Below are 22,578 nucleotides of genomic sequence, written 5' to 3'. Positions count from 1 at the left end.
CTATAACCTCGTAGCTAAATCGCCTACACGAGCTAGACGATCACCAAGTCTCTCGAAATATTTATATAATAAAACCTTCTCAGATAATTCCATAGCGCTTATCTCGTTCATCTTATTTTGATCTGCTATATATGTTATAGCTTCTTCAAATAATTTATTATTTATCTCGTCATCTTCGATAGTTTTTAATCCTAGATCGTTATCGTTATTAACAAAGCTATGGATACTATCTTCAGCCATTTGTTTTTCATTATCTATAAATCTTTTTACAAAATCTACTTCTTTATCTGTTAGGCTATATTCTATCATTATCATTGAAGCTTGAGCTAAATGACTTGATATCCTCTTATAGGTACTAGCGAGCTTTATACTCATTTGAAGAAATCTTAAATCCCTAGCTACTGGTTGTTGTAGAGCTAATAGCTCAAAGCAAAATCTTTCAACATCAGCGGCGTTTCTTCTAATATCATCATTAAGCTCAATTATCTCTTCTAAATTTTTTTTATTATGATTTTCTAAATATAAATCAATCTTATCATAACATAAGATAACAAGTTCCATAAGCTCATTGCTCATTTCCCTAACAGAATCCAAATCATGTCTATATCTAGTTCTCATTTTATTAACCGAACCTTCCTGTGATATAATCCTCTGTTCTCTTATCCTTTGGATCTTCAAAAATCATCTTAGTATCATCCATTTCAATAACTTCTCCTGTAAGGAAAAAAGCTGTTTGATCAGATATACGAGCAGCCTGCTGCATATTGTGTGTAACAATTACTATTGTATATTGTTCCTTTAAGTCTTCCATTAGCTCTTCTATAGATGCTGTTGATATAGGGTCAAGGGCAGAAGTAGGCTCATCCATTAGAATAATATCAGGCTTAACCGATAAAGTCCTTGCTATGCAAATTCTTTGCTGTTGTCCACCTGAAAATGATAAGGCATTTTGATAAAGTTTATCCTTAACTTCGTCCCAAATAGCAGCTTGCTTTAAAGAAGTTTCTACTATTTCATCAAGGCTGTCTTTATCCTTTATACCATCAATTTTTGGTCCATATGTTAGGTTATCATACACAGACTTAGAAAATGGATTAGGTGTTTGAAATACCATACCGACATTACGACGTAAATTAACTACGTTTACGTCTGGCTGATAGATATCTTGACCATTAATCTTTATAAGTCCTTCTATCTTACAAGAATCAACTAAATCGTTCATTCTATTAAAGCACTTCAATGTTGTAGATTTACCGCAACCAGATGGACCTATAAATGCTGTTACTTGACCTTTTTTTATATCCATATTAACACGTTTTAATGCTTGGAAATCTCCATAATATAAATCAAGATCCTTTACAAGTATAGCTGTTTCTAAATCAGAAAACCTATTCTTATCATCTAATGTGTGAACTGATTTATTTTCATCCCTATCTTCATAGGAAAGACTATATGTGCTTTCCATATGTTCCTTTAGATTACTGTTTTCTATAGAAGAATCAGCTTCTTCGCTTGCACTTTTTATCTTTTCTTCATTTTTAGTTTTATTATTTACATTTGACTGACTATCATTGCCAGCCTCAAATGTCTTTTTATCCATTTATTTCTCCTCTTAATTTACTAACTGCTTAGTAATCTTAGCTGAAATCCAGTTGATTAAAATTACAAATACTAATAGTAAAACTGCAGTTGCATACGCTTCATTAACATGGAAACCTTCTGATGATAGCATATACATGTGAACAGCAAGAGTTCTTGCTGAATTTGATAAACCCTTAGGAATAGAAGGTTGTGTACCCATAGTATAAATTAATGCTGCAGACTCTCCTACTATTCTACCTGTTGCTAGAAATATTCCACCTAAAATACCATCCATAGCTTCTGGAATCACCACTTTAAATATAGTTTGAATTTTGGTAGCACCTAAAGCTAGAGAAGCATGAGCTTAAAGTGGATTTACTGTAAGAATAGCTTCTTCGGTTGTTCTTATTATAGTAGGCAAAATCATTATAGATACAGTCAAACATCCTGCTATTAGAGAATACCCCATACCAAGTCCATGATCTGCTTTAGTTACAAAAAATAAGTAACCGAATAGACCATAAACAATTGATGGAATTGATGATAAAATTTCAGTAGCAAATCTTACTGCTTTAATAAACGCTTTATTCTTTGCATAATTAGATAAGTAGATAGCAGTAAATATACCTATAGGTAGAGTGATTAATAATGTCAACAATATAGTAAAAAATGTTGTAATTAAAGCTGGCATTATAGAAACATTAGTTGAGGTATAATTCCATTCAAATAGTGAAGAACTTATATTTGGAATACCTCTTACTAAAACATAGGCAATTATAATACCACTAGCTGCATAAGCTAAAAATGTAAAAAACATTACGAAAAATTTATATGGTTTAGTCATTTTTACTCCTTAGCTTACATTAATACTTATCTTGGTTCTTATCTCTTATAATATTAAATATTATGTTTATTAATAATATAAAGAAGAATAGTACCATACCAGTTGCGATTAGCGATTGTCTATGCATACCAGATGCATAACCCATTTCAAGAACGATATTTGTTGTTAGAGTACGAGCCCCTTGTAAAATAGACTTTGGCATTCTAGGTTGGTTACCAACAACTAGATATACAGCCATTGTTTCACCTATTGCACGTCCTATAGCAAGGATTATTGAAGAAAAAATACCGCTTTTAGCGTAAGGAATCATAACTTTATGAATAGTTTCTTCCTTAGTAGCACCAAGTGCTAAAGATCCTGTATAGAATGTTTTTGGAACTTGACGAAGTGAATTTTCAGAAATATTTACCATTGTAGGTAAAATCATAATACTTAGTAGTATAGATGCTGTAAGCATGTTATATTGGCGAGTATGGAATACTTTTCCAACAATTGGTGCCAATTTAACCATAGCAAAGAAACCATATACTACTGAGGGAATTGCCGCCATTAAGTTGATTAGTGATTTGAGAAAGCCATAACTTTTATCAGCGTAATAAGCCATAAATACGGATACTGCTAAACCAAAAGGTAAAGCTATTAATGTTGATACAAGGGTCACTATAACAGAACCAACAATCATTGGTAAAATACCAAAGCTTGCTGGTTTTGCTTTAGGTGCCCATTTCGTTCCCGTTATAAACGGAACAAGTCCGTATTTACTTACGAAATCTATTCCAGATCTAAAGATAAAGAATATGATTAATAATATAAGTACTACGGACATTGCTGCTGATATAAGGAATAAGATTTCTCCAAATCTTTCCTTAGTATTTTTCATTTCTAGTTAAGGTCTCCTGTATTTGTGATTTCACCAGAGAAGATTTGTTTTAATTGATCTATTGTTAGATCTTCAACTTTACTGTCTTTATTTACTATAACAGCAATACCATCTGTTGCGATAACTTCTGGTTTAAGAGTTTCTTTTTCTTCATCTTCAAGCTCTCTTGAAGCCATAGCTATATCTGCTGCATCATCTGTTACAGCTTCAATACCTGCAGAAGATCCTGTTGATTGGATTTCAATTTTAACATCTGGATTAAGAGATTGGTAAGCTTCAGCAAATTTTTCCATTAATGGAGTAACTGATGTAGAACCTGCAACTGTAAGATTACCGCTAAGTCCATCTGCTTTTTCATAAGCTTTTGTATCACTTAATGGAACATATCCTTCAGCTTTAACGATATCTTGAGCTTCTGTTGATAGACAATAATTTAAGAAGTCTTTTCCTAAATCATTAAGTTTATCTTCTTTGTAAGCAAGGTTAAATGGTCTAGATATTTTATAATCACCAGAAACTATATTTTCCTCTGTTGCTTCTACTCCTTCAACCTTTACAGCTTTAACAGTATCATTTAAAGAACCTAAAGAAATATATCCAATTGCATCTGGATCAGAAGATACTGTTGTCATTACACCGTTTGTAGAATTTTGAACTTCTGCATCTACTGTTGTGTGGTCTTCTTTTGTTCCATCATCATTTTTTTCTTCAAGGCCAACTAATTCAATGAATGCTCCCCTTGTACCAGAACCTTCTTCTCTTGAAACTACTACAAAATCGTAGTCTTCGGCATCTGCTGTACTATCTTTATCTTTGTCCTCATCTTTTTTATCGTCAGCTTTATCATCAGTTGTTGCATCATCTTTTTTTGAATCGTCTTTGTCTGCATCATCTGTTGTAGCTTGATTATCTGTAGTTTCTGTAGCAGCTTTATCATCTGCTTTGTTGTCTTTTGCGTTGTCATTACCACAAGCAGTTAATACTAACCCTAGTGAAAGTGCTGCTGCAATAATCTTTGAATTTTTAAGTGTCATGAAAAATCTCCTTATAATTTTCATATATTTGTTTTCTTTAAGTATATTACACTTACTTTATTTAGTTCATTTTAAACTTATGTAAAGTTTATGTAAAATATACCCCCTACTACATTATCTATATACCCGCTAGATCAATTATAAACACATTTTAATTTTTTATTTATTTATCTTCTTCTTTTTCAGGTATTAATATGTTCATAAAAAATGCAAATAAAGTTGTAAGCACTACTGGAGATGAGCCTATTGCTACTTCTAAAGATTCTGGCATAAATGTAACTCCTGCATTATGAGCTCCTGATACTACTTGAGTAAATCCAAAACCAATAGCAATAGAAACGCCTACTATATAAGTATTTCTCATAGAAAGTGGCTGGCTAGTTATCATCCTAATACCATTCATTGTTATAGCAGCAAAGACAGATAAAGTTGCTCCTCCAATTACAGGATATGGAATGGTTAATAATAATGATGAAAATTTAGGTACAAGCCCTGCAATTAATATCATAATAGATGCAGTGGTAAATACCTTTTTATTAATTACCTTATTTATAGAAACAATTCCAGCATTTTGTGAAAATGTTGCTGTTGGTAAAGTTCCAATGAATGCTCCAATAATATTAGCTAAAGAAAATCCAATTATACCACCACGAAGCTCATCACTTGTAGCAGGTCTGTCCATACCCCCTATAGTAGTAGAATTCATATCACCAATTCCCTCAATACAGCTGACAATGAATATTATAATAAATGCTGCTATAGCTGATGGTTCAAATTTAATTCCAAAATACATTGGTCTAACTACAGAAAACCATGAAGCTTCACTTACTGGTGTTAAATTAACGTAACCCATAAAATAAGCAAGTATGTAACCTACTATCATAGATAATAAAACTGAGGCAAGGGAAACCATACCTTTACCGAAATGAGTAAATATTATATTAGCTAATAAAGTTACACCTGCAATAAACCAATATTGCCATGCTCCCCAACCAGGCATACTTAAATCTCCTCCACCGCCCATATAATTAAGAGCAACAGGATATAGGGATAAACCTATTGATAAAACGACAGTACCTGCAACTAAAGGTGGAAAATATGGTAATACATATTTTAGAGCATAGCCAAAAATCATAGAAACAACAGCTGCAATTAATTGAGCTCCAAGTACTATTGCTACAATATTTTTAGCTCCCAAAGATTCAAATTGACCAGCAAGAGCTATCATAGTTGGAACATAAGAAAAGCTTACACCATAAATCATTGGCAGCTTATTTCCTATAAGTCTTGCAGGACCAAAAAGAATTAATAAAGTTGTAAGAGCAGATCCTATAAGTGACATCTGAACCAAAAGAATAGAATCAGCATTATCAAGACCTGCAGCACCAGCGAAAATTAATGTAGGTGCTATACACCCGGCAATCATAGCTATTAAGTGTTCAAAAGCAAGAGGTAGAGATTGTTTTAAGCTAACATCTCCATTCACATTGAATAAATTAGAATAATTATTTTCCATACTCTCTCCTTAATAATATTCTCTAAATATTTAGTAACAATTTAACTAAATAACTTCCGTAAGAAATTATGTTTTTATTGTAATACAAGATTACAAATTATTTTTTATAAAACTTGGGGTTTTAAAAAATTAAGATAAATATATATTGGCAGGGAACGTTATCCTTGACATAAATTATGAAAAAATTATAATTTATAAGAATACTTAGAAAACGAGGCATAAATGTATAATATTAAATCACCAGAAGGTTATAAATCTAGCACAGATTTATATACTACACAATTATTAATAAAAGAAATAAAAGATTATTTTCAAATCAACTTGGCTAATAACTTAAACTTAAAAAGAGTTAGTGCGCCATTATTTGTATCAATAGAATCTGGACTCAACGATAATTTAAACGGATACGAAGGTCCTGTTACATTTGATGTTCCAAATGCAGGAGGAGAAAATTTAGAGATTGTACACTCCCTTGCTAAATGGAAAAGATACGCACTTAAAAATTATGACTTCAAAGTTCATGAAGGGCTATACACAGATATGAACGCTATAAGACGTTGTGAAAATCCTGATAATACACATTCATTTTATGTTGACCAATGGGATTGGGAACTCATTATAAGCGAAGAAGATCGCAATGAAGAATATCTTAAAAGAGTTGTAGATATAATTTATAGGACATTAAAATCTCTTGATGAATATCTATGTACTTTGATACCTCAAAGACATAAGTTGTTAAAAGATCAAATTACTTTTATCACAAGTCAAGAACTTTTGGACAAATATCCGCATATTAAGGATAGTACAGAAAGAGAAAGACTTGCCGTTAAAGAATACGGTGCAATATTTTTAATGCAGATTGGTAATAGACTATCTAATGGGGAAAAACATGATAACAGAGCTCCAGATTATGATGACTGGCTACTTAATGGGGATATTATAGTTTATAACCCAATCTTAGATGATCAATTAGAACTATCGTCAATGGGAATTAGGGTAAATCCTGAAAGATTAAACGAACAATTAAAGCAATCTGATAACCTAGATAGATTAAAATACGACTATCACAGAATGCTAATAGACGGTGATCTTCCTTTAACTGTCGGTGGTGGTATAGGACAATCTAGAATATGTATGTTCTTCTTACAAAAAGCTCATATAGGAGAAGTTCAAGTTTCCTATTGGCCAGATGATTATAGAAGAGCTTTAGAAAATAAGGGAATCAATCTTTTATAAATAATAAAATAAAAAGTCTAATCCTTGCGTTAATATGCAAGATTAGACTTTTTGATTTTAATATTTTCTATTATTAATTATAAATTCAGATATTTCAGCTATAAAAATATCTCCATATTGCATGAGTTTTTTATCCCCTACACCTTTAATCTTTAAAAAATCTTCTTCAGATCTAGGCTTATAAATTGCCATATCTTTTAATGATGCATCTGAAAATATAATAAAGGGAGGTATATTTCTCTTTTTAGATAATTCAAGTCTTACTTTCTTTAAATGATTGAACAGTTCTTCATCATAATCTTCACTATCTACTATATAAGGAATTTTTTCTTTAAGATCTTCTTTCTCCCTTATAGTATAATTTACATATACTTTTGATTCTTCAAACAAAACTTCTTTTGCTTTTTCAGTTAATCTTAATATAGGATATGTACTACCACTTACTCTTATATATCCATCAGCTATTAGTGTACCTATAAGATTTCTTATATAATTTTCACTATTAGTTTTCATAATACCATAAGTCGATATATCTTTTAGATTTTTCTCACGTGAATTCTTATTATTAGCTCCCTTTAAACAATCAATTACGGTTCTTGATCCATATCTTTGGTCCAATCTATATATGCAGGATAGAACTTTCTGGCTATCGATAGTTGCATCTGTTTTTTCTACTTCATTTAGACAATTAGAGCAATTATTACAGGTATCCATTGCTTCCTGTCCAAAATATTCCAGGATAAAAGCTCTTAGACATTTGCTAGTATTTACATAATTAATTATAGTCTGTAGCTTTTCTAATTGATATCTTTTATAAGAATGATTATCCGTTTGATTTATAAAAAATTTATTTATAATTATATCATGAGCATTATATAATAATATACAATCACTAGCTTCTCCATCTCTGCCAGCACGTCCTGCCTCTTGATAGTATGATTCCATATCTTTTGGCATATTGTAATGAATTACATAGCGAACATTACTTTTATCAATTCCCATACCAAAAGCATTAGTTGCAACTATAATCTTTTTTCTATCGTATATAAAATCATCTTGATCTTTTACTCTAGTATCCTCACTTAATCCAGCATGGTATTTACTAACATCAAGTCCTAATTTTTTTATAGACTTGTATAATTCATCTACCTTTTTTCGAGTCGAAGCATATATAATACCTGAATCATTTTCATGATCCTTTAAATATCTCTTTACAAATTTCATCTTATCTGATGGCTTTTCTACCTTAAAGGTTAGATTTTCTCTATCAAAGCCTGTCACTTTAACATAAGGCTCTTTAAGTTTAAGATTAGCTATTATATCTTCTCGAACTTCTTGAGTGGCAGTAGCAGTAAAGGCTGCTACTGGAACATTTCCAAGAATTTCATATATGCTAGGTATTAATTTATATGAAGGTCTAAAATCATGACCCCATTGACTTATACAATGAGCCTCATCTATGGCTATAAATGATACTTTTAATTCTTTTAGAAAATCTAAGAAAAATTTATTTTCAAGTCTTTCAGGAGATATATATAGAAGTTTTATATTCCCCGATCTAATTTTTCTTATACTATCAATATAATCATCATATGCTAAGCTAGAATTAATAAAGCTTGCACTTATACCGTCTTCTACTAGGGAATCTACTTGATCTTTCATCAAAGAAATTAAAGGCGATATTACTAAGGTAATGCCTTCCTTAATTAAAGCTGGTAATTGATAGCAGATTGACTTACCTCCGCCTGTAGGTAAAACTCCTAATACATCCTCACCTTTTAATATATTTGTAATTATTTCTTCTTGTCCATTTCTAAATGTATCATATCCAAAATATTTTTTTAAATTTTCATAAAGTAATTTATCATCTATCATATTTTTATAAAAAAATAATTAAGTTCTTAAGAACTTAATTATTTGTCTTTTCTTCCTTATTATTTATAGAATAGTCAGCTTGACCTGATTCTTCTAATTCTTCTTCAATATCTTCATTGAGCGTTTTTTCAGCTTCGGATTGAATTTTTTGCTCCACTTCTTGCTGAGATTCTTCTTCATTTTCATGCTTACTATCAGAATCATCTCTTTTGCTCTTATTAGTTATATATTCTTCTTCTTCTAGAATAGCTCCTTCACCTTTATTAAAAATAATATCCCCTACTTTAGTCTCTAGGCTAACGTCTTTCTTAGCTTTATTATCTTTGCTAAATCCATCTTTGATGTTTCTATAAGATATATTTCCTAAGATAAAGTTTCCTACTTCAAGTCTGGCATCTATATTAAAGTTATCTATCTTATCTTTTGAATTTACTACAATATTACCTGTAGAAGTTGAAAAATCAGATTTTTGACCCAGTTTACTATCGCTTATAACTATGTCTCCTGAATTAGTTGTAAGTTTAGAATTGAGAAGCTCTGAGTTATCTAATATTATATCTCCTGCTTCATTGCTAACGCTACCGCCAAAAAATGAATTGTCAAAAGTTACATGGCCACTTTTAACATTAAGGTCCAAATCTTTAACTTCAAGGTCAGTTATCTTCACATTTCCTGCTCCAATATTAGCTTTTATTTCATCCAAAGGCTCATCTTTTGGCAAGAAAATTCTAACTATTTGAACTTTATTCTTCATATTAAGTTCTTTACCTTGTATATTTGATTTTAAATTTAGCTCACCATTTTCATAAGAGACATCCACTGTATAAATATCATCTTCTCCTTTGTAAAGATGAGTATACTCTATATATGGATTTGTATTTGATCTTTGAATTCTAACATCAGCTGTTTTTAAATCAATATTGATCTTCTTAACTTGATTTAAATCCACTCTCATTATATTGGACCCATTATAAGAATCCTCATCTACAACCTGAGAAGTTTTAGATTCTCCTACATTAGAATTTTTATTTTTATTTAAAAAATATAACAAAGCAGCTAAAGCAACAACTATAATAATTCCAATAATAATTTTTATTTTTTTATCATATTTAGGAAGCTTTAATTTTCTTCTACTTTTATTATTTGTTTCACTTAATATCTCTTCAATTTCTTCATCATATTCTTCTACATTATCATTTACTTCATTATTTCTATTATCTTCCATAGTTCTCTCCACTAAACCCTAGCTTTGATGATTGTATTATTAGTAAAAATAAAGTATAAATAAATATCCATACTATATATTCTATTTTATAAACTCCATCATTAATAAATGGATGTAAAAATATCTCATAAATTTTTACTTCATCAATACCGCTTATAAAATATTGTACCATAAATAATAAACTTATTACATTATAGAAGGCTAGTATTATATTTAAGATGTGTTTAGAAAACTTTAAATTATTACTCTCTATAAAGATAATTGCTAGATAAAATACAATAGAAGTAATTATAGCAAAAGCTAAAAAATTTGCCTTTTTAACAAATAGAAATCCTAAAATAGATAAAAGAATTATTATTAAAACTTTAGCTTCATTATAAAAAAATTTTTTATTATCACTCATAATCAATACTCCATAAATAAAGTCCACAAGGACTTAAGGCTGGGTTAGCTCTATTTTCATTATCTGGTTTAAAGTAACTTTTAAAATCATTTATAGTTAGTTTCCCTCGGGATAATTCAATAAGACTTCCTACCATTATTCTTACTTGGTTATGTAAAAAGCTATTAGCCTTAAAATAAATTAAAAGCTTGTTATCTTCTTGCTGATAATAACAATTATCGATTTTCCTAACTGTATTTATATCTAAATTTTTATCAGCTCTCATAAAGGACTTAAAATCATGCTCACCCTTTAAAACTCTAAGGCCTTCTTCTAATTTATCCAAGTCTAAAGAATAAGTAATTTGTTCCATATAATTTCTGTATATAGGATGCATAACTTTATCTCTATTTATCACATACTTATAAGTTTTAGTCTTTGCTGAAAATCTAGCATGAAAAGATAAATCTACTTCTTTTGTTTCTAAAGCTATGATATCATTTGGTAAAAATGGATCTAGATGATATTTAAATGCCTTTGGATTTATATTACTAGCCGTTAAGAAATTTATGTACTGAGCATAGGCATGCACGCCAGCATCAGTTCTGCCAGCTGCTATAATCCTATTATCTTCACTTGTAACCTTATTTATTGCTTTTTTTACTTCGCTTTCCACACTTCTAAAATTTTCTTGGTATTGATAGCCATGAAAATTTGTACCATCATAGGCAATCTTTAATAAAATATTTTTCACCATAGATAATGTTTTGTGATTACTAAAACACAAAATCCGATGAATATAAAAAGTGTTAAGTAATCTTTTTTCCCCATAAATATTTCGTTTAGCTTAGTACGCTCTTCACCAATCCTATATAAACGAGCTTCCATAGCAGTTGCCAATTCATCTGATCTTTTAAATGAATTTATAAATAAAGGTACTAATAAAGGGACCATAGCAACAGCTCTATTAAAAATATTTCCTGATTCAAAGTCAGCTCCTCTTGCCATTTGTGCCATTTTTATTTTATTAGCTTCATCAAATAAGGTTGGTATAAATCTAAGGGAGATACTTATCATCATAGCTAATTCTCCAGCAGGAAAGCCAAACTTTTTTAGAGGAGAAAATATTTTTTCCAATCCATCAGTCAGCTCCATTGGACTAGTTGTATAGGTCAAAACAGATGTTGATACTATAATCAAAACTAGTCTTAACACTGTAAATAGAGTCTTATAAAGTCCCTCATCAGAAATACTTAGAGATCCTATACTTAAAATAGTATTGCCAGGTGTAGTAAATAAATTTATAATTGCAGTAATAATTATTATAAATAATAAAGGTCTTAATGACTTAAAAACACTTTTAATTGGAATTTTTGCAACATATAACATTACAAACACCAGAAGTGCAAATGGAATAAATGTTATAAAGTCATCTACAAAAAATATTGTAATAATATAAGCAAAAATTCCTATTATTTTTACCCTTGGATCAAGCCTATGGATAAATGTATTGAATGGTAAGTATTGGCCTATTGATATCTTATTCATCACTAACTCCTAGATAGCTTGATAATTCTTTTACTGCTGATTCTATAGTATATATATCATCCGCTACTTCATTACCTATTTTTTTATAAGCTCTCATAAATTTTGCAATTTGAGGTATATCTAATCCTATACCTTCTAGGTCTACTTTATTAAAGGTGTCATATGTCGTAGCATCACTAAACACTTCCCCTTTATTCATAACAATGACCCTATCAACGTATTCTGCAACATCTTCCATAGAATGACTTACCAATACTATGCTCAATTCTGGATCATTATTGTAAATACTTATTATCTCAGAAAATATTTCTTCTCTACCAGCTGGGTCAAGTCCAGCTGTAAGCTCGTCTAAAACTAAAACCTTTGGATTCATAGATATAATTCCTGCAACAGCAACCCTTCTTTGTTGCCCCCCTGATATCTCAAAGGGTGATATATCTTTATATGTTTCATAGTCAAGTCCCACCTTATCCATAGCTTCCTTAACTCTTATATCAACATCTTTATCGGATAGTTTCATATTTTTAGGCCCAAAAGCTATATCCTTAGCTATAGTTTCCTCAAATAACTGATGTTCTGGATATTGAAAAACTAAACCCACTTTAAATCTGATATCTCGGCGTTTTTGTTTATCTTTGGTGCTTACCCCGTCGACAATAACTTCCCCATTACTAGGAAGCAATAATCCATTTAGCAACTGAACAAGAGTTGATTTACCTGAACCTGTTTGTCCAATAAGTCCTATAATTTCATGACTACCTATTTTTAAATTAATATCTTTAAGGGCATATACTTCACTTGGTAATCCTTCGTTGTATATATAGTCTACGTTTTTTAATTCTATATTCATATGCTCTCCAAGAATTCATCTATACTTAAAGGGAGCTTATCAAACTTTACTCCTTTTTGTTCTAGTTCATAGGCAACTTCTGTAACTTGTGGAACAGTAAGTCCTAATTTCTTCATATCACTAACTTTGGAAAATACTTCTCTTGCACTTCCTTCAAGAGCCTTTTTACCTTTATCTAAAACCACTATTTTATCAGCAATAATTGCCTCTTCCATATAATGAGTAACGTATATTATAGTTTTATTATGATTCTTATTTAGCTCTTCAACTAGCTTTATAACATCCTTACGACCTTTAGGATCAAGCATGGCTGTTGGCTCGTCAAAGATTATATACTCACTCATCATAGCAACTACGCCTGCTATAGATACTCTTTGCTTTTGACCACCTGATAAGTTCGCTGGATTTCGCTTTTTAAAATCACTCATACCTACAAGCTCTATAGCACTATTTACTCTTTGTCTTAATTCAGGATTAGGAACTCTAAGATTTTCCACACCAAAGGCAACCTCTTCTTCTACTGTAGTGGCAACCATTTGGTTATCAGGATTTTGAAACACCATAGAGCATTTTGCACGATAATCCCAAATATTTCCTTCATCTTTGCTGTTTAAGTCATCTAACCATATATCACCTGCACTAGGAAAAATTTGAGCATTTATCAACTTGCCTAGAGTTGATTTTCCAGAACCATTATGACCAAGAATCGCTACAAAATCTCCTTTATTTATTGCAAGGTTAAGACCATCTATTGCAAGATGGCCTTCATTTCCTTCTTCTGATGGATATCTATAACTTAAATTTTCTATCTTTATCATAATTTTCCCTAGTATACCATAGCTGGTGAATTATTTGTACTTGATTCGTAAACTACAACTGGTGTAAGAGGATCTACATTCTCAAATAAAGCTCTTGCAGAAGATGGAGGTAGGTTAAAGCATCCATGTGATCCTTTAGTAAGATAAATACTTCCGCCAAAGCTAGATCTCCATGGAGCATCATGGAAGCCTTCGCCATCCCATCCTATTGGCATCCAATAGGCAACTGGTGTTTCATAAGATGTAACTCCATCAAAATTAGTTCCTCTGAGCTTGGTATTTTGAGCTTTGCTTAAAATTTGTCCAACACCTACATTGCTTGCCCAGTTATTTGTAGGTCTTCCTGATACAAAGTCAGATTCTAAAACAACATTTCCATTCTTGTATAGCCACAAGTGTTGACGAGATATATCTACTTCTACGTAAGTATCTCCTATATCTTCTCCTGTATCAGTTCTTACATAGGCAATATTAGCATAAACTGGTTCAATTGTTCCGCTTTTTCTAGAATTTACTTGCTCATAAATCTTATCAATCATTCCTTCATGATCTAATTTAAATCCATAAACTCCAGGGCCCACAACTATTTCTCCTATACCTGTTGCATTAAATTTACGATTTTTCCCATAGGTATCTGTTTCACTTGCAAGCATATTTACATATTCACTTACTTTATCATAATTTAATTCAAATCCATCTTCCCCTAAATCAATAAGATCCATGAGTGAATCACCCTCAAGCTTAAAATCAAAACCATTAAAATTGAATTTAATAGACATGTCTTCTAATTTATGAGAATCAGCAAGTATATCCTTAATTTTTTGAGAATCTTTCCTAACTTCAGGACTTATATAATAACTGTCATCTAATTTTAATTCTTTTTCTTTTGTGTTTATGCTATCTATAATTGATTCTTTTAACTTATTTTTATCTACCTTATTACCTTCAACTTCATCTTTTATAACATACTTACCGTTTTCAGATACTACCTTGGCATTTTCTGGCTCTGTTATGCCGTTTACTAATTCAGAATCATTTACTAACTTATCAAGTTTTTCTTTGTTGTATTCAACTTTTGGTTCAAAATTATATTCTTTTTTCGAATTAGATATCAAAGCCTTAGGCCAAGTAAAAGGATTTTGATCTATAGTTGCATCTTTTGGTAGTTCTGAATAATAATCTATATCAGCTGGACTTATAGTAAGATTTCTACCATCACGCCCCTTAACAGATAATCCAAAATCATCAGGTACACTTGCTAAAGCGGCAGATTTTGACGCATAAGAAATATCCTTTCCATTAAGAATAGTTCCAGGAAGCGCTACATATGAAAAAATTACAGTCCCTATTAAATAGATAGCAATTATTACTGAAACAATTATAATACCAGTGTGTTTTTCTGTGTTATTCTCTTTTGAATCCAATACTTTCCTCCGTATCTAGTTTTTGCTTGGTTTCTTACCATAATATTGATAAAAATCTACTTTTTGTCCACCATTATAAAGCTTACGCTTCTTAGAAAGTTTTTTTCTAAATCTTCTATCAAAACTTTCATCACTTGTTATAAAGTATAAAGACCAAGTTTCTTTACTCTTAAATATGTGATTTATCTTTTCATAAATCTTATTTGTATCAAAGTCTGATAATCTTTGTCCATAAGGCGGATTTGTTATAAGTATGCCATAATCATCTTTTAATGCAACTGATGAAATATCTCGTGTTATAAAAGAAATATCTTCTTCTACTCCAGCGTTCATGGCATTATTTTTAGCAAGACTTATAGCTCTACCCGAAACATCCGAACCTAGAATATTTAGCTTTTTATCATAATCTATAGCTTCCATAGCTTCCTTTTTTGCCATCTTATGATAATTATCATCTATAAAAATAAATTCTTGATAGTCAAAATATCTATCAATTCCTGGAGCTATATTTCTAGCCTTTCTTGCAGCTTCTATTAATATAGTTCCAGATCCACAAAATCCATCAAATAAAAACCTATCAGGATTATAAAAAGATAAATCTACCAAAGCAGCTGCAAGATTTTCTCTCAAAGGTGCTTTTACACTATCTTCTCTATAGCCTCTTTTATGCAGGCCTTCTCCAGATGTATCGACAGTAACTTTTGTCGTGTCTTTATTTAGCATTATCTCTACCACGACTTTTTCAGCTGATTTAGTAAAATAATTTACCTTATACTTTTTTTGCATAGATTCTATGATAGCTTTCTCACTAATAGACTGAATAGTCCTAAGTGAATAAAGTTTTGACTTATAAGATCTTGCATTTACTATAAAATTAGCATCTTTCGATAGAAAATCAGGCCAATTTATAGCTTTTATTCCTTCAAAAAGTTGATCAAAATCTTTAGACTCAAAAGAACCTATTTCTAAATATACTCTGTCAGCTTCTCTAAGATTTATATTAAGTTTTGCTATATCCGATAGATTTGCCCTAAGCTCTATCATTCCATCACTAACTTTGAAGTCATCGTATCCCATATCTTGTAATTGTCTTTTTACAAGTGCTTCAAGACCAAAGCTAGTGGTAATCAATAATTTAACCATAATTTTATTATAACTTTAAATATATAAATTTCATCTTAACTTTAATAATATTTTTTAAAAAACAAATAATTTAAAAGCCACTTAAAAGTGGCTTATTTCTAATTTTCTTCTAAGAATTTATACATCTTATCAAACATTATCATCCTATGGTCATAGTTTTTAAACGAATGATCAGCTCCCTCTATTTGTTCATATATAGAATGTGGATAAGATTCATTTAGTTTGACATTTGCATCATTAAATACTAATTCATCATCAGTTCCTCTAATTATAAGAACATTGCCCTGGTATTTACTAGCTTGACCGTAAATATCTTTTTTTATAAAGTCTATTAGAAAATTTTTACTTAATTTGGCTCCACCTATATCTACATCATCCATTTCATGAACTTTTTTTATTACAGTTAATAGATCTGTGTCTTCACTTGTTTGACTATTATCAAAATATGACTTTGCAGCTACTTTTATATAATCAAGATTATTCATATCACTAGCTGGAGCTAATAATACCATAGCTTTTGGCTTAACCTTATCTGCAATAAGAGTAGATATTACACCACCCAAGGAATGACCTACTAGGTAAATTCTATTTCTATCTACGTACTCTCTTAACCTTGTAAAATCATAAATCATTACAGCTTCTTCTACTTCACGACTTACAGTCATATCATAAAAATCACCATCTGACTCATTAGTTCCTGAAAAGTCAAATCTAACTACTACATATCCTCTATCTGTAAGGTATCTAGCATTTTGACTTCTCATCCATGTAGAACCATTTCTATCGCCACCAAAACCATGATACATAATAACAGTTGGATATTTTTTAAGAGCATCAAAATTGTCCGGAGTATTGACAACTCCTCTTAAGGTAATTCCATCTTTTTTTGTTATTTGCTCATAAATATAATTCATTAATTATTTTCTCCATTAATAATCCTAGCCATTTCGACTCCTGACGCGGATGCTTGTGATAGGGAATGGGTTACTCCTGAACCATCTCCTAGACAATATAATCTTTTTTGAGAGGTTTCGAATCTCTCATTAACATCTACTACTGAATTATAAAATTTCACTTCTATACCATATAAAAGTGTATCATCATTTGCCATACCTGGGGCGATTTTATCTAGTTGATATATCATTTCTATAATATCATCAAGTTGTCTTTTAGGCATGACTAGAGATAGATCTCCTGCAGTAGCATTTAATGTCGGGGTAGTAAATGATTTTGCCATACGTCTTTCGGATGAACGTCTACCTTTTACAAGATCTCCAAATCTTTGCATTAATACACCACCACCTAGCATATTAGAAAGTCTTGCTATTGACTCTCCATATTCATTAGAATCTTCAAATGGTTCTGTAAATCTATTTGTAACTAGTAGAGCAAAATTTGTGTTATTAGTTTGTAAAGCTGGATCTGTATACGAATGACCATTTACTGTTAAAATACCATTTGTATTTTCTGTTACAACATGACCATAAGGATTCATACAAAATGTTCTAATAATATCATTGTATTGCTTAGTTTGATACATGATCTTTGCTTCATATACATCATCTGTTATATGCTTAAATACTTCTGCAGGAACTTCTACACGAACACCTATATCTACACGATTTTTCTTTGTATTTATATTAAATTTATCACAAATCTTTGATATCCATTTAGATCCCGAACGACCTGCAGCTAAGACTAAATCCTTACAAGAAAAAACTTCCCCATCATCAGTTTTCACTGCATATTCATCACTTGAATAATCTACATCTACAACTTTTGACATAAATTTAAAGTCAATAATATCTTTTACATAGTCATAAATTCTTTGAAGAATAACTTTGTTGCGTTCTGTTCCAAAATGACGTACTCTAGCATCTAACAAATGAAGATCATGTTGTAAACATTTTGTTTTAAGGTCATTCCTATCTGTAGAATAAAGCTCTAAATCATTACCACCATCAAATTCCATCAAAACTGAATCTACATATTCCATAAGTTCCATCGCTTTTTTCTCACCTATGTATTGATGTAAGTCCCCTCCAAAATTGTTGGTAATGTTATACTTGCCATCTGATAGGGTACCAGCTCCACCAAATCCATACATAATGTTACATGGCTCACACCCTATACAATTATCCACTTTACCTTCTGTTATAGGACAAATTCTGCCTGCTACTTTTCTTCCCGCATCTATAACTAAAACTTTTTTATCAGTATTAAGCTTTTTAAATTCATAAGCCATAAAGGCCCCAGCTGCTCCAGAACCAACAACTATTACATCATAATTTTTCATATATACCTCTTAATTTCTATTTTTAGCCTTGAGTATTATACAGTAAAGTGTTTATAATACAAGAAGTCACTCATATACAGCACGCTGTCCACCTATTAATTTAGGACGTGATTTAAGAGCTGTGACGCGAGCTTTTCCAATATATTTTTCTTTAAGCCTTAGGGGAACTTGAACAAATCTTACATGCATGCCAATTTCAGTATCTCCAATATCTATTCCTGCATCAGCTACAATATGTTCAATCATAACGGGATTTTCCATCTTATTAAAGGCTGCAACACTCATTGCTCCGCCAGCATGGAGAGCTGGCACTACTGAAACTATTTCAAAGCTACGCTTCATCGCTAGTTCTTTTTCCACTACCAAAGCTCTATTTATATGTTCACATCCCTGTACTGCTAAATATATTTTCTTATCATTTAAAATACTTAGAAATTCTTCAATTACAGCATTTCCTATTTCTTGTGATGAATCTTTACCTATATTATCACCATTTATTTCACTTGAAGAGCCTCCTAAAACTAGTATATCTCCTTCTCTTAGATTAGCCTCTTCTATTACCTCATTTATAATATTTTTACTTGCTTTTTTTATTTCATCTAAGTTTATCATTTTAATCACTCCTTTACTATTATTATACGATTTAAGCAAAAAAATGATGCCTAAGTTTAGCAATATACTAACATAAGCACCAATATTAAAATTTATTTTCCTATTTTCTCTTCTCTACCATAATAAAATAGATACTGCTGAGCATAGCCAGCTAGATTTCCAAATATCTCTCTTGCATAATCATCCACTTGTTTTTTAGGAACCTCATGACCTATAAACAAAGTCTCCATTACTCTTTTTATCCATACATCTACAGGGAATGTTTCTCTTCTATGGTAAGTAAATAAAAGTATGCAATCACTAACCTTTGGTCCTACTCCTGGAAGTTCCATAAGTTTTTCTTTAAGATCAGCTGTTTCTAATAGTTGATCGCTTTCATAATTTAGAAATCCATCTCTTATCATTTTGCTAGCTTCTACTATCCTTACATCTCTGAATCCTACTCTTGCATATTCTCTAAGTTCTATTGGATCCACATCAGCTAAAACTTCTGGCCTAGGAAAAGAATAGTATTTATTGCCCCTATACTCTCCTATGTAATCTCCATATCTTTCACTTATAATTCTAATAGAGTTTTTAATTCTTGTTATACCGTTATTCGCAGATATTATAAAGGAAATTACTGTTTCAAATAGCTCTTGATTTAATATCCTAATTCCATAACCATATTCACTAGCTAATTTTAAAGTTTCATTACTTGATAATTCGTTCTTTATTAAATCATAATCTGTTCCAAGGTCAAAGTAGTCATAGAATATTTCATAGAATTCATCAATACTAATATTTTTTATTAAAACATCTTCGTCTCTTTGTAAAACATTTATAATTTTCCCTAAAAAAACCGCAGTATACGAACCATCTTCTTCAACTATAAAGTTAAAACATTGTCCACATTCAAATATATGGGTCGGATTAAAGGAAGGAGTTTTTAGAACTAATCCATCATCAGTTTCTTTAATATCTATGTCTTTTTTATTATCAAATTGATATCTCATTATCTCACCCTTACTGCATGTATGGCAAGTCTTTGGTCTGCATAATCATATTGACAAGTTGATAAGGTAATTATTTGATCATCTTCCTTAAAATCTTCTTTTGGAAGTACTACCTCAGAATTGCTCATAAGTTGATTAAAATATGGAATCACATCATCTCTATTCGTAAAATACAAGGTTCTATAAGCATAGTCAGCAGGTATACCATAGGCTGAGAATATCCTATACTCACGTAGTTCATCCCTTGTACAAAGATAGATAGTGGTATGCTTTTCTGCAAATTCCTGTTTTCTATATTGGTCAAGAGGAGTAAACATTGAGTTTATTTCCAAATGGTGGCCATATATAACTGTATTGTCATCATTAAAATCAGGCTTATTATTCATATCTATGAATAAAGAACCAGCAATGTCATATTCCTTACTTATACTCTTATGTAAATAAAAATCATTATCTGGACCTTGTAAAATTGGATAAGATACTCCAACGTCAGGTATATCTATAAAACCTACTATATCATCATTATTATATTTTTTCTCTAGAGCATCTATAACTTTGAAATAGTGTTTTTCTTTTTGTTTAAAAGGATCAAGAGTATTTGCTTGATTATCCTTATTATCAGAAGAACTACCCATTTCTTCGTCTTCTACTTTTTTTACTATATTTGCAATTTCTTTATTATTTTGTGAATTTGTCCTGTAATCAAGCAGTCTTTTTCCTAATATTGCTATAGATCCCAAGATTATTAGTATAAGAAAAAATCTGATGACACTCATCACTTTTGATTTCATTTTTCCACCTTTAAAATTATTATTACTATTAGTATAATATACCATAATAAAGTAAATATGAAAAATATTTTAAGGAGAAAATAAATGAATGATTATAAATTATTTGTAGGTACAATCTGTCCATATTGCGCTAAAGTTGAAAACTTTGTGGAAGAAGAAAATATAAATATAGACATAGTTAATATCGAAGAAGACAGAGAAGCTATGAGAAAATTAATAGAAGAGGGTGGCAAAAGACAAGTTCCTTGTTTATATCATGATGGAGAATATCTATATGAATCTGACGATATTATAGATTTCTTAAGAGATAACAATTAATTGTCATATTCTTTGCTCAATTGGGAATAAATTTTGTAAGGAGCAAATATGGTTAAATTAATAGCATCGGATATAGATGAGACCCTAGTAGATGAACTAAAAAATGTACCCCAGAGAAATAGAGAAGCTATAGCTAAAGCTGAGCAAATGGGAGTCAAAGTTATACTTGCCACTGGACGCGGTCCTTATGAACTAAATGATATACCAGATCAAGCTGGAGTTATACGTGAAGATAGATTTATAATATGCTGTAATGGAGCTATAATATTAAGAGCAATAGATCGTGAAATTGTAGATTCGTTACCTCTAGACTTTAAATATGTAAAAAAAATCTTTAATTACGCCTATGAAAATAGTTTACAATTTTTTATATATACTCTGGATAAGAAATACGCTATAAACTTAGATTCTTTAGAAAGATCCGATCAATATACAAATGATACAAATGTAGAAATAATTGATGGAGATAGTATAGAATTTCTTAAAGATAAGCTTATTTTAAAAGCTCTAATCAAAGATCTTGATATTGACTACTTACATTCATTAGAGGTGGATATAGCTGATATCACTAATTACGATTTGGAAATAGCTTATTCTTCAGACATGTTTATGGAAATAAATGCCAAGGGTGTTGATAAAGGCTTAGCTCTCCAAAAAGTATGTAATCATTACAATATAGATGTAACTGATACTCTAGCTATAGGAGATAACTACAATGATGTAGCCATGCTAGAAGATGCAGGTATAGGAGCAGCTGTTGCCAATGCTCATCTACAAGTAAAAGAAGTTTCTGACTATGTAAGTTATGCAACAAATATAGAAGGAGCTGTAGGTGAAGTTATAGAAAAATATGTATTGTATAAATAAAAAATAACTGACTAAGAGCATAATTCCTAGTCAGTTATTTTTAATTATACCAATATTTATCAGCAAAAAATTTTTTATACACTAAATATATTAGACCTCCACCTATTATAAGTGGTAAAAGTTTAATAATTAGACCAACACCTAGACCTAATATTACAATGGGTAGGAATATGATGCCAGCTATTAATAAAAATGGTAATGCCAAAGTTAATCCTAATAATTTAAATATTAATTTAAGTCCACCAAATATTAACTTAAAAATTAATGAAAAAGCAAAAGCTCCAACTATAAATGTTAAAATTGTAGTTAACATATCCTAACCCTTTCTTTATATGTATTAATT

The 22,578-nt window shown here is 30.6% G+C and carries 23 protein-coding genes and 1 pseudogene; 3 read left to right on the top strand and 21 right to left on the bottom strand.

Features of this window, described 5'->3' with window-relative positions; translation table 11 throughout:
* From ABXG81_RS02075 to ABXG81_RS02050, 6 genes and pseudogenes are all read right to left on the bottom strand, one after another.
* Positions 1–618: a PhoU domain-containing protein gene (locus ABXG81_RS02075; protein ID WP_117521760.1), complete on the bottom strand. Its 618-nt coding sequence runs from the start codon at positions 616–618 to the stop codon at positions 1–3.
* A 4-nt stretch (positions 619–622) separates the two neighbouring features.
* The gene (pstB, locus tag ABXG81_RS02070; protein WP_353529234.1) at positions 623–1,465 is read right to left on the bottom strand and encodes a phosphate ABC transporter ATP-binding protein PstB; all 843 of its coding nucleotides are present in this window, start codon (positions 1,463–1,465) and stop codon (positions 623–625) included.
* 147 nt (positions 1,466–1,612) lie between these two features.
* Positions 1,613–2,425: pseudogene (gene pstA, locus ABXG81_RS02065) on the bottom strand (phosphate ABC transporter permease PstA).
* Positions 2,426–2,444: 19 nt separating this feature from the next.
* Entirely contained in the window at positions 2,445–3,305 is an 861-nt protein-coding gene (gene pstC, locus ABXG81_RS02060) for a phosphate ABC transporter permease subunit PstC (RefSeq protein WP_117521762.1), read from the bottom strand.
* 2 nt (positions 3,306–3,307) lie between these two features.
* On the bottom strand, positions 3,308–4,339 hold the full coding sequence (locus ABXG81_RS02055; RefSeq protein WP_117521763.1) for a substrate-binding domain-containing protein: 1,032 nt from the start codon (positions 4,337–4,339) through the stop codon (positions 3,308–3,310).
* A gap of 163 nt (positions 4,340–4,502) precedes the next feature.
* Positions 4,503–5,855 carry a solute carrier family 23 protein gene (locus tag ABXG81_RS02050; protein WP_353529000.1) on the bottom strand — a complete coding sequence of 451 codons (1,353 nt, stop codon included), beginning with the start codon at positions 5,853–5,855 and terminating at the stop codon, positions 4,503–4,505.
* Between the two features lie 222 nt (positions 5,856–6,077).
* Between ABXG81_RS02050 and asnA the strand changes: the two genes are divergently transcribed.
* The gene (gene asnA, locus ABXG81_RS02045) at positions 6,078–7,091 is read left to right on the top strand and encodes an aspartate--ammonia ligase (protein WP_117521765.1); all 1,014 of its coding nucleotides are present in this window, start codon (positions 6,078–6,080) and stop codon (positions 7,089–7,091) included.
* Between the two features lie 57 nt (positions 7,092–7,148).
* Here asnA and recQ read toward each other — a convergent pair whose 3' ends face one another.
* From recQ to srtB, 14 genes are all read right to left on the bottom strand, one after another.
* A complete protein-coding gene (gene recQ / locus ABXG81_RS02040; RefSeq protein WP_353528999.1) occupies positions 7,149–8,966 on the bottom strand; it encodes a DNA helicase RecQ in 1,818 nt (605 codons plus the stop codon).
* A 34-nt stretch (positions 8,967–9,000) separates the two neighbouring features.
* Complete coding sequence (locus ABXG81_RS02035; RefSeq protein WP_353528998.1) at positions 9,001–10,191, bottom strand: DUF4097 family beta strand repeat-containing protein; 1,191 nt, start codon at positions 10,189–10,191, stop codon at positions 9,001–9,003.
* Positions 10,181–10,594 (bottom strand): hypothetical protein, encoded by a 414-nt coding sequence (locus tag ABXG81_RS02030; protein WP_353528997.1) that lies wholly within the window; start codon positions 10,592–10,594, stop codon positions 10,181–10,183. Before ABXG81_RS02030 ends, ABXG81_RS02035 begins: the two co-directional genes overlap by 11 nt.
* Positions 10,587–11,330 (bottom strand): tRNA pseudouridine(38-40) synthase TruA, encoded by a 744-nt coding sequence (gene truA, locus ABXG81_RS02025; protein WP_117521769.1) that lies wholly within the window; start codon positions 11,328–11,330, stop codon positions 10,587–10,589. Before truA ends, ABXG81_RS02030 begins: the two co-directional genes overlap by 8 nt.
* Positions 11,324–12,121 carry an energy-coupling factor transporter transmembrane component T gene (locus ABXG81_RS02020; RefSeq protein WP_117521770.1) on the bottom strand — a complete coding sequence of 266 codons (798 nt, stop codon included), beginning with the start codon at positions 12,119–12,121 and terminating at the stop codon, positions 11,324–11,326. Before ABXG81_RS02020 ends, truA begins: the two co-directional genes overlap by 7 nt.
* Complete coding sequence (locus ABXG81_RS02015; protein WP_117521771.1) at positions 12,114–12,971, bottom strand: energy-coupling factor transporter ATPase; 858 nt, start codon at positions 12,969–12,971, stop codon at positions 12,114–12,116. Before ABXG81_RS02015 ends, ABXG81_RS02020 begins: the two co-directional genes overlap by 8 nt.
* Positions 12,968–13,789, bottom strand: a complete 822-nt coding sequence (locus tag ABXG81_RS02010; RefSeq protein ID WP_117521772.1) for an energy-coupling factor transporter ATPase — start codon at positions 13,787–13,789, stop codon at positions 12,968–12,970. The genes ABXG81_RS02015 and ABXG81_RS02010 overlap by 4 nt, the downstream gene beginning before the upstream one ends.
* Positions 13,790–13,797: 8 nt before the next feature.
* Positions 13,798–15,213, bottom strand: coding sequence for a peptidoglycan binding domain-containing protein (locus ABXG81_RS02005; protein WP_245949665.1), 1,416 nt, complete (start codon positions 15,211–15,213; stop codon positions 13,798–13,800).
* Positions 15,214–15,228: 15 nt separating this feature from the next.
* Positions 15,229–16,356 (bottom strand): class I SAM-dependent RNA methyltransferase, encoded by a 1,128-nt coding sequence (locus ABXG81_RS02000; protein WP_209814076.1) that lies wholly within the window; start codon positions 16,354–16,356, stop codon positions 15,229–15,231.
* 98 nt (positions 16,357–16,454) lie between these two features.
* A complete protein-coding gene (locus ABXG81_RS01995) occupies positions 16,455–17,270 on the bottom strand; it encodes an alpha/beta fold hydrolase (protein ID WP_353528996.1) in 816 nt (271 codons plus the stop codon).
* Positions 17,270–18,652, bottom strand: coding sequence for an NAD(P)/FAD-dependent oxidoreductase (locus ABXG81_RS01990; protein WP_353528995.1), 1,383 nt, complete (start codon positions 18,650–18,652; stop codon positions 17,270–17,272). Before ABXG81_RS01990 ends, ABXG81_RS01995 begins: the two co-directional genes overlap by 1 nt.
* 66 nt (positions 18,653–18,718) lie before the next feature.
* On the bottom strand, positions 18,719–19,264 hold the full coding sequence (locus ABXG81_RS01985; protein ID WP_117521776.1) for a TIGR01440 family protein: 546 nt from the start codon (positions 19,262–19,264) through the stop codon (positions 18,719–18,721).
* Between the two features lie 92 nt (positions 19,265–19,356).
* Entirely contained in the window at positions 19,357–20,262 is a 906-nt protein-coding gene (locus ABXG81_RS01980; protein WP_353529233.1) for a DNA glycosylase, read from the bottom strand.
* Positions 20,259–21,050, bottom strand: a complete 792-nt coding sequence (srtB, locus tag ABXG81_RS01975) for a class B sortase (RefSeq protein WP_117521778.1) — start codon at positions 21,048–21,050, stop codon at positions 20,259–20,261. The genes ABXG81_RS01980 and srtB overlap by 4 nt, the downstream gene beginning before the upstream one ends.
* A gap of 84 nt (positions 21,051–21,134) precedes the next feature.
* On the opposite strand from srtB, the gene ABXG81_RS01970 reads away from it, so the two are divergent.
* Together ABXG81_RS01970 and ABXG81_RS01965 are read left to right on the top strand one after the other, a co-directional pair.
* Complete coding sequence (locus tag ABXG81_RS01970; RefSeq protein WP_209814082.1) at positions 21,135–21,368, top strand: glutaredoxin; 234 nt, start codon at positions 21,135–21,137, stop codon at positions 21,366–21,368.
* A gap of 48 nt (positions 21,369–21,416) precedes the next feature.
* Positions 21,417–22,235: an HAD family hydrolase gene (locus ABXG81_RS01965; protein WP_353528994.1), complete on the top strand. Its 819-nt coding sequence runs from the start codon at positions 21,417–21,419 to the stop codon at positions 22,233–22,235.
* A gap of 40 nt (positions 22,236–22,275) precedes the next feature.
* On the opposite strand, the gene ABXG81_RS01960 is transcribed toward ABXG81_RS01965, so the two are convergent.
* On the bottom strand, positions 22,276–22,548 hold the full coding sequence (locus ABXG81_RS01960) for a hypothetical protein (RefSeq protein ID WP_117521781.1): 273 nt from the start codon (positions 22,546–22,548) through the stop codon (positions 22,276–22,278).
* Positions 22,549–22,578 lie beyond the last annotated feature (30 nt).

Origin of the sequence: Anaerococcus nagyae (assembly GCF_040364225.1) — a bacterium.
Lineage (GTDB): Bacteria > Bacillota > Clostridia > Tissierellales > Peptoniphilaceae > Anaerococcus > Anaerococcus nagyae.
This window is presented reverse-complemented; position numbering and strand designations above follow the sequence as displayed.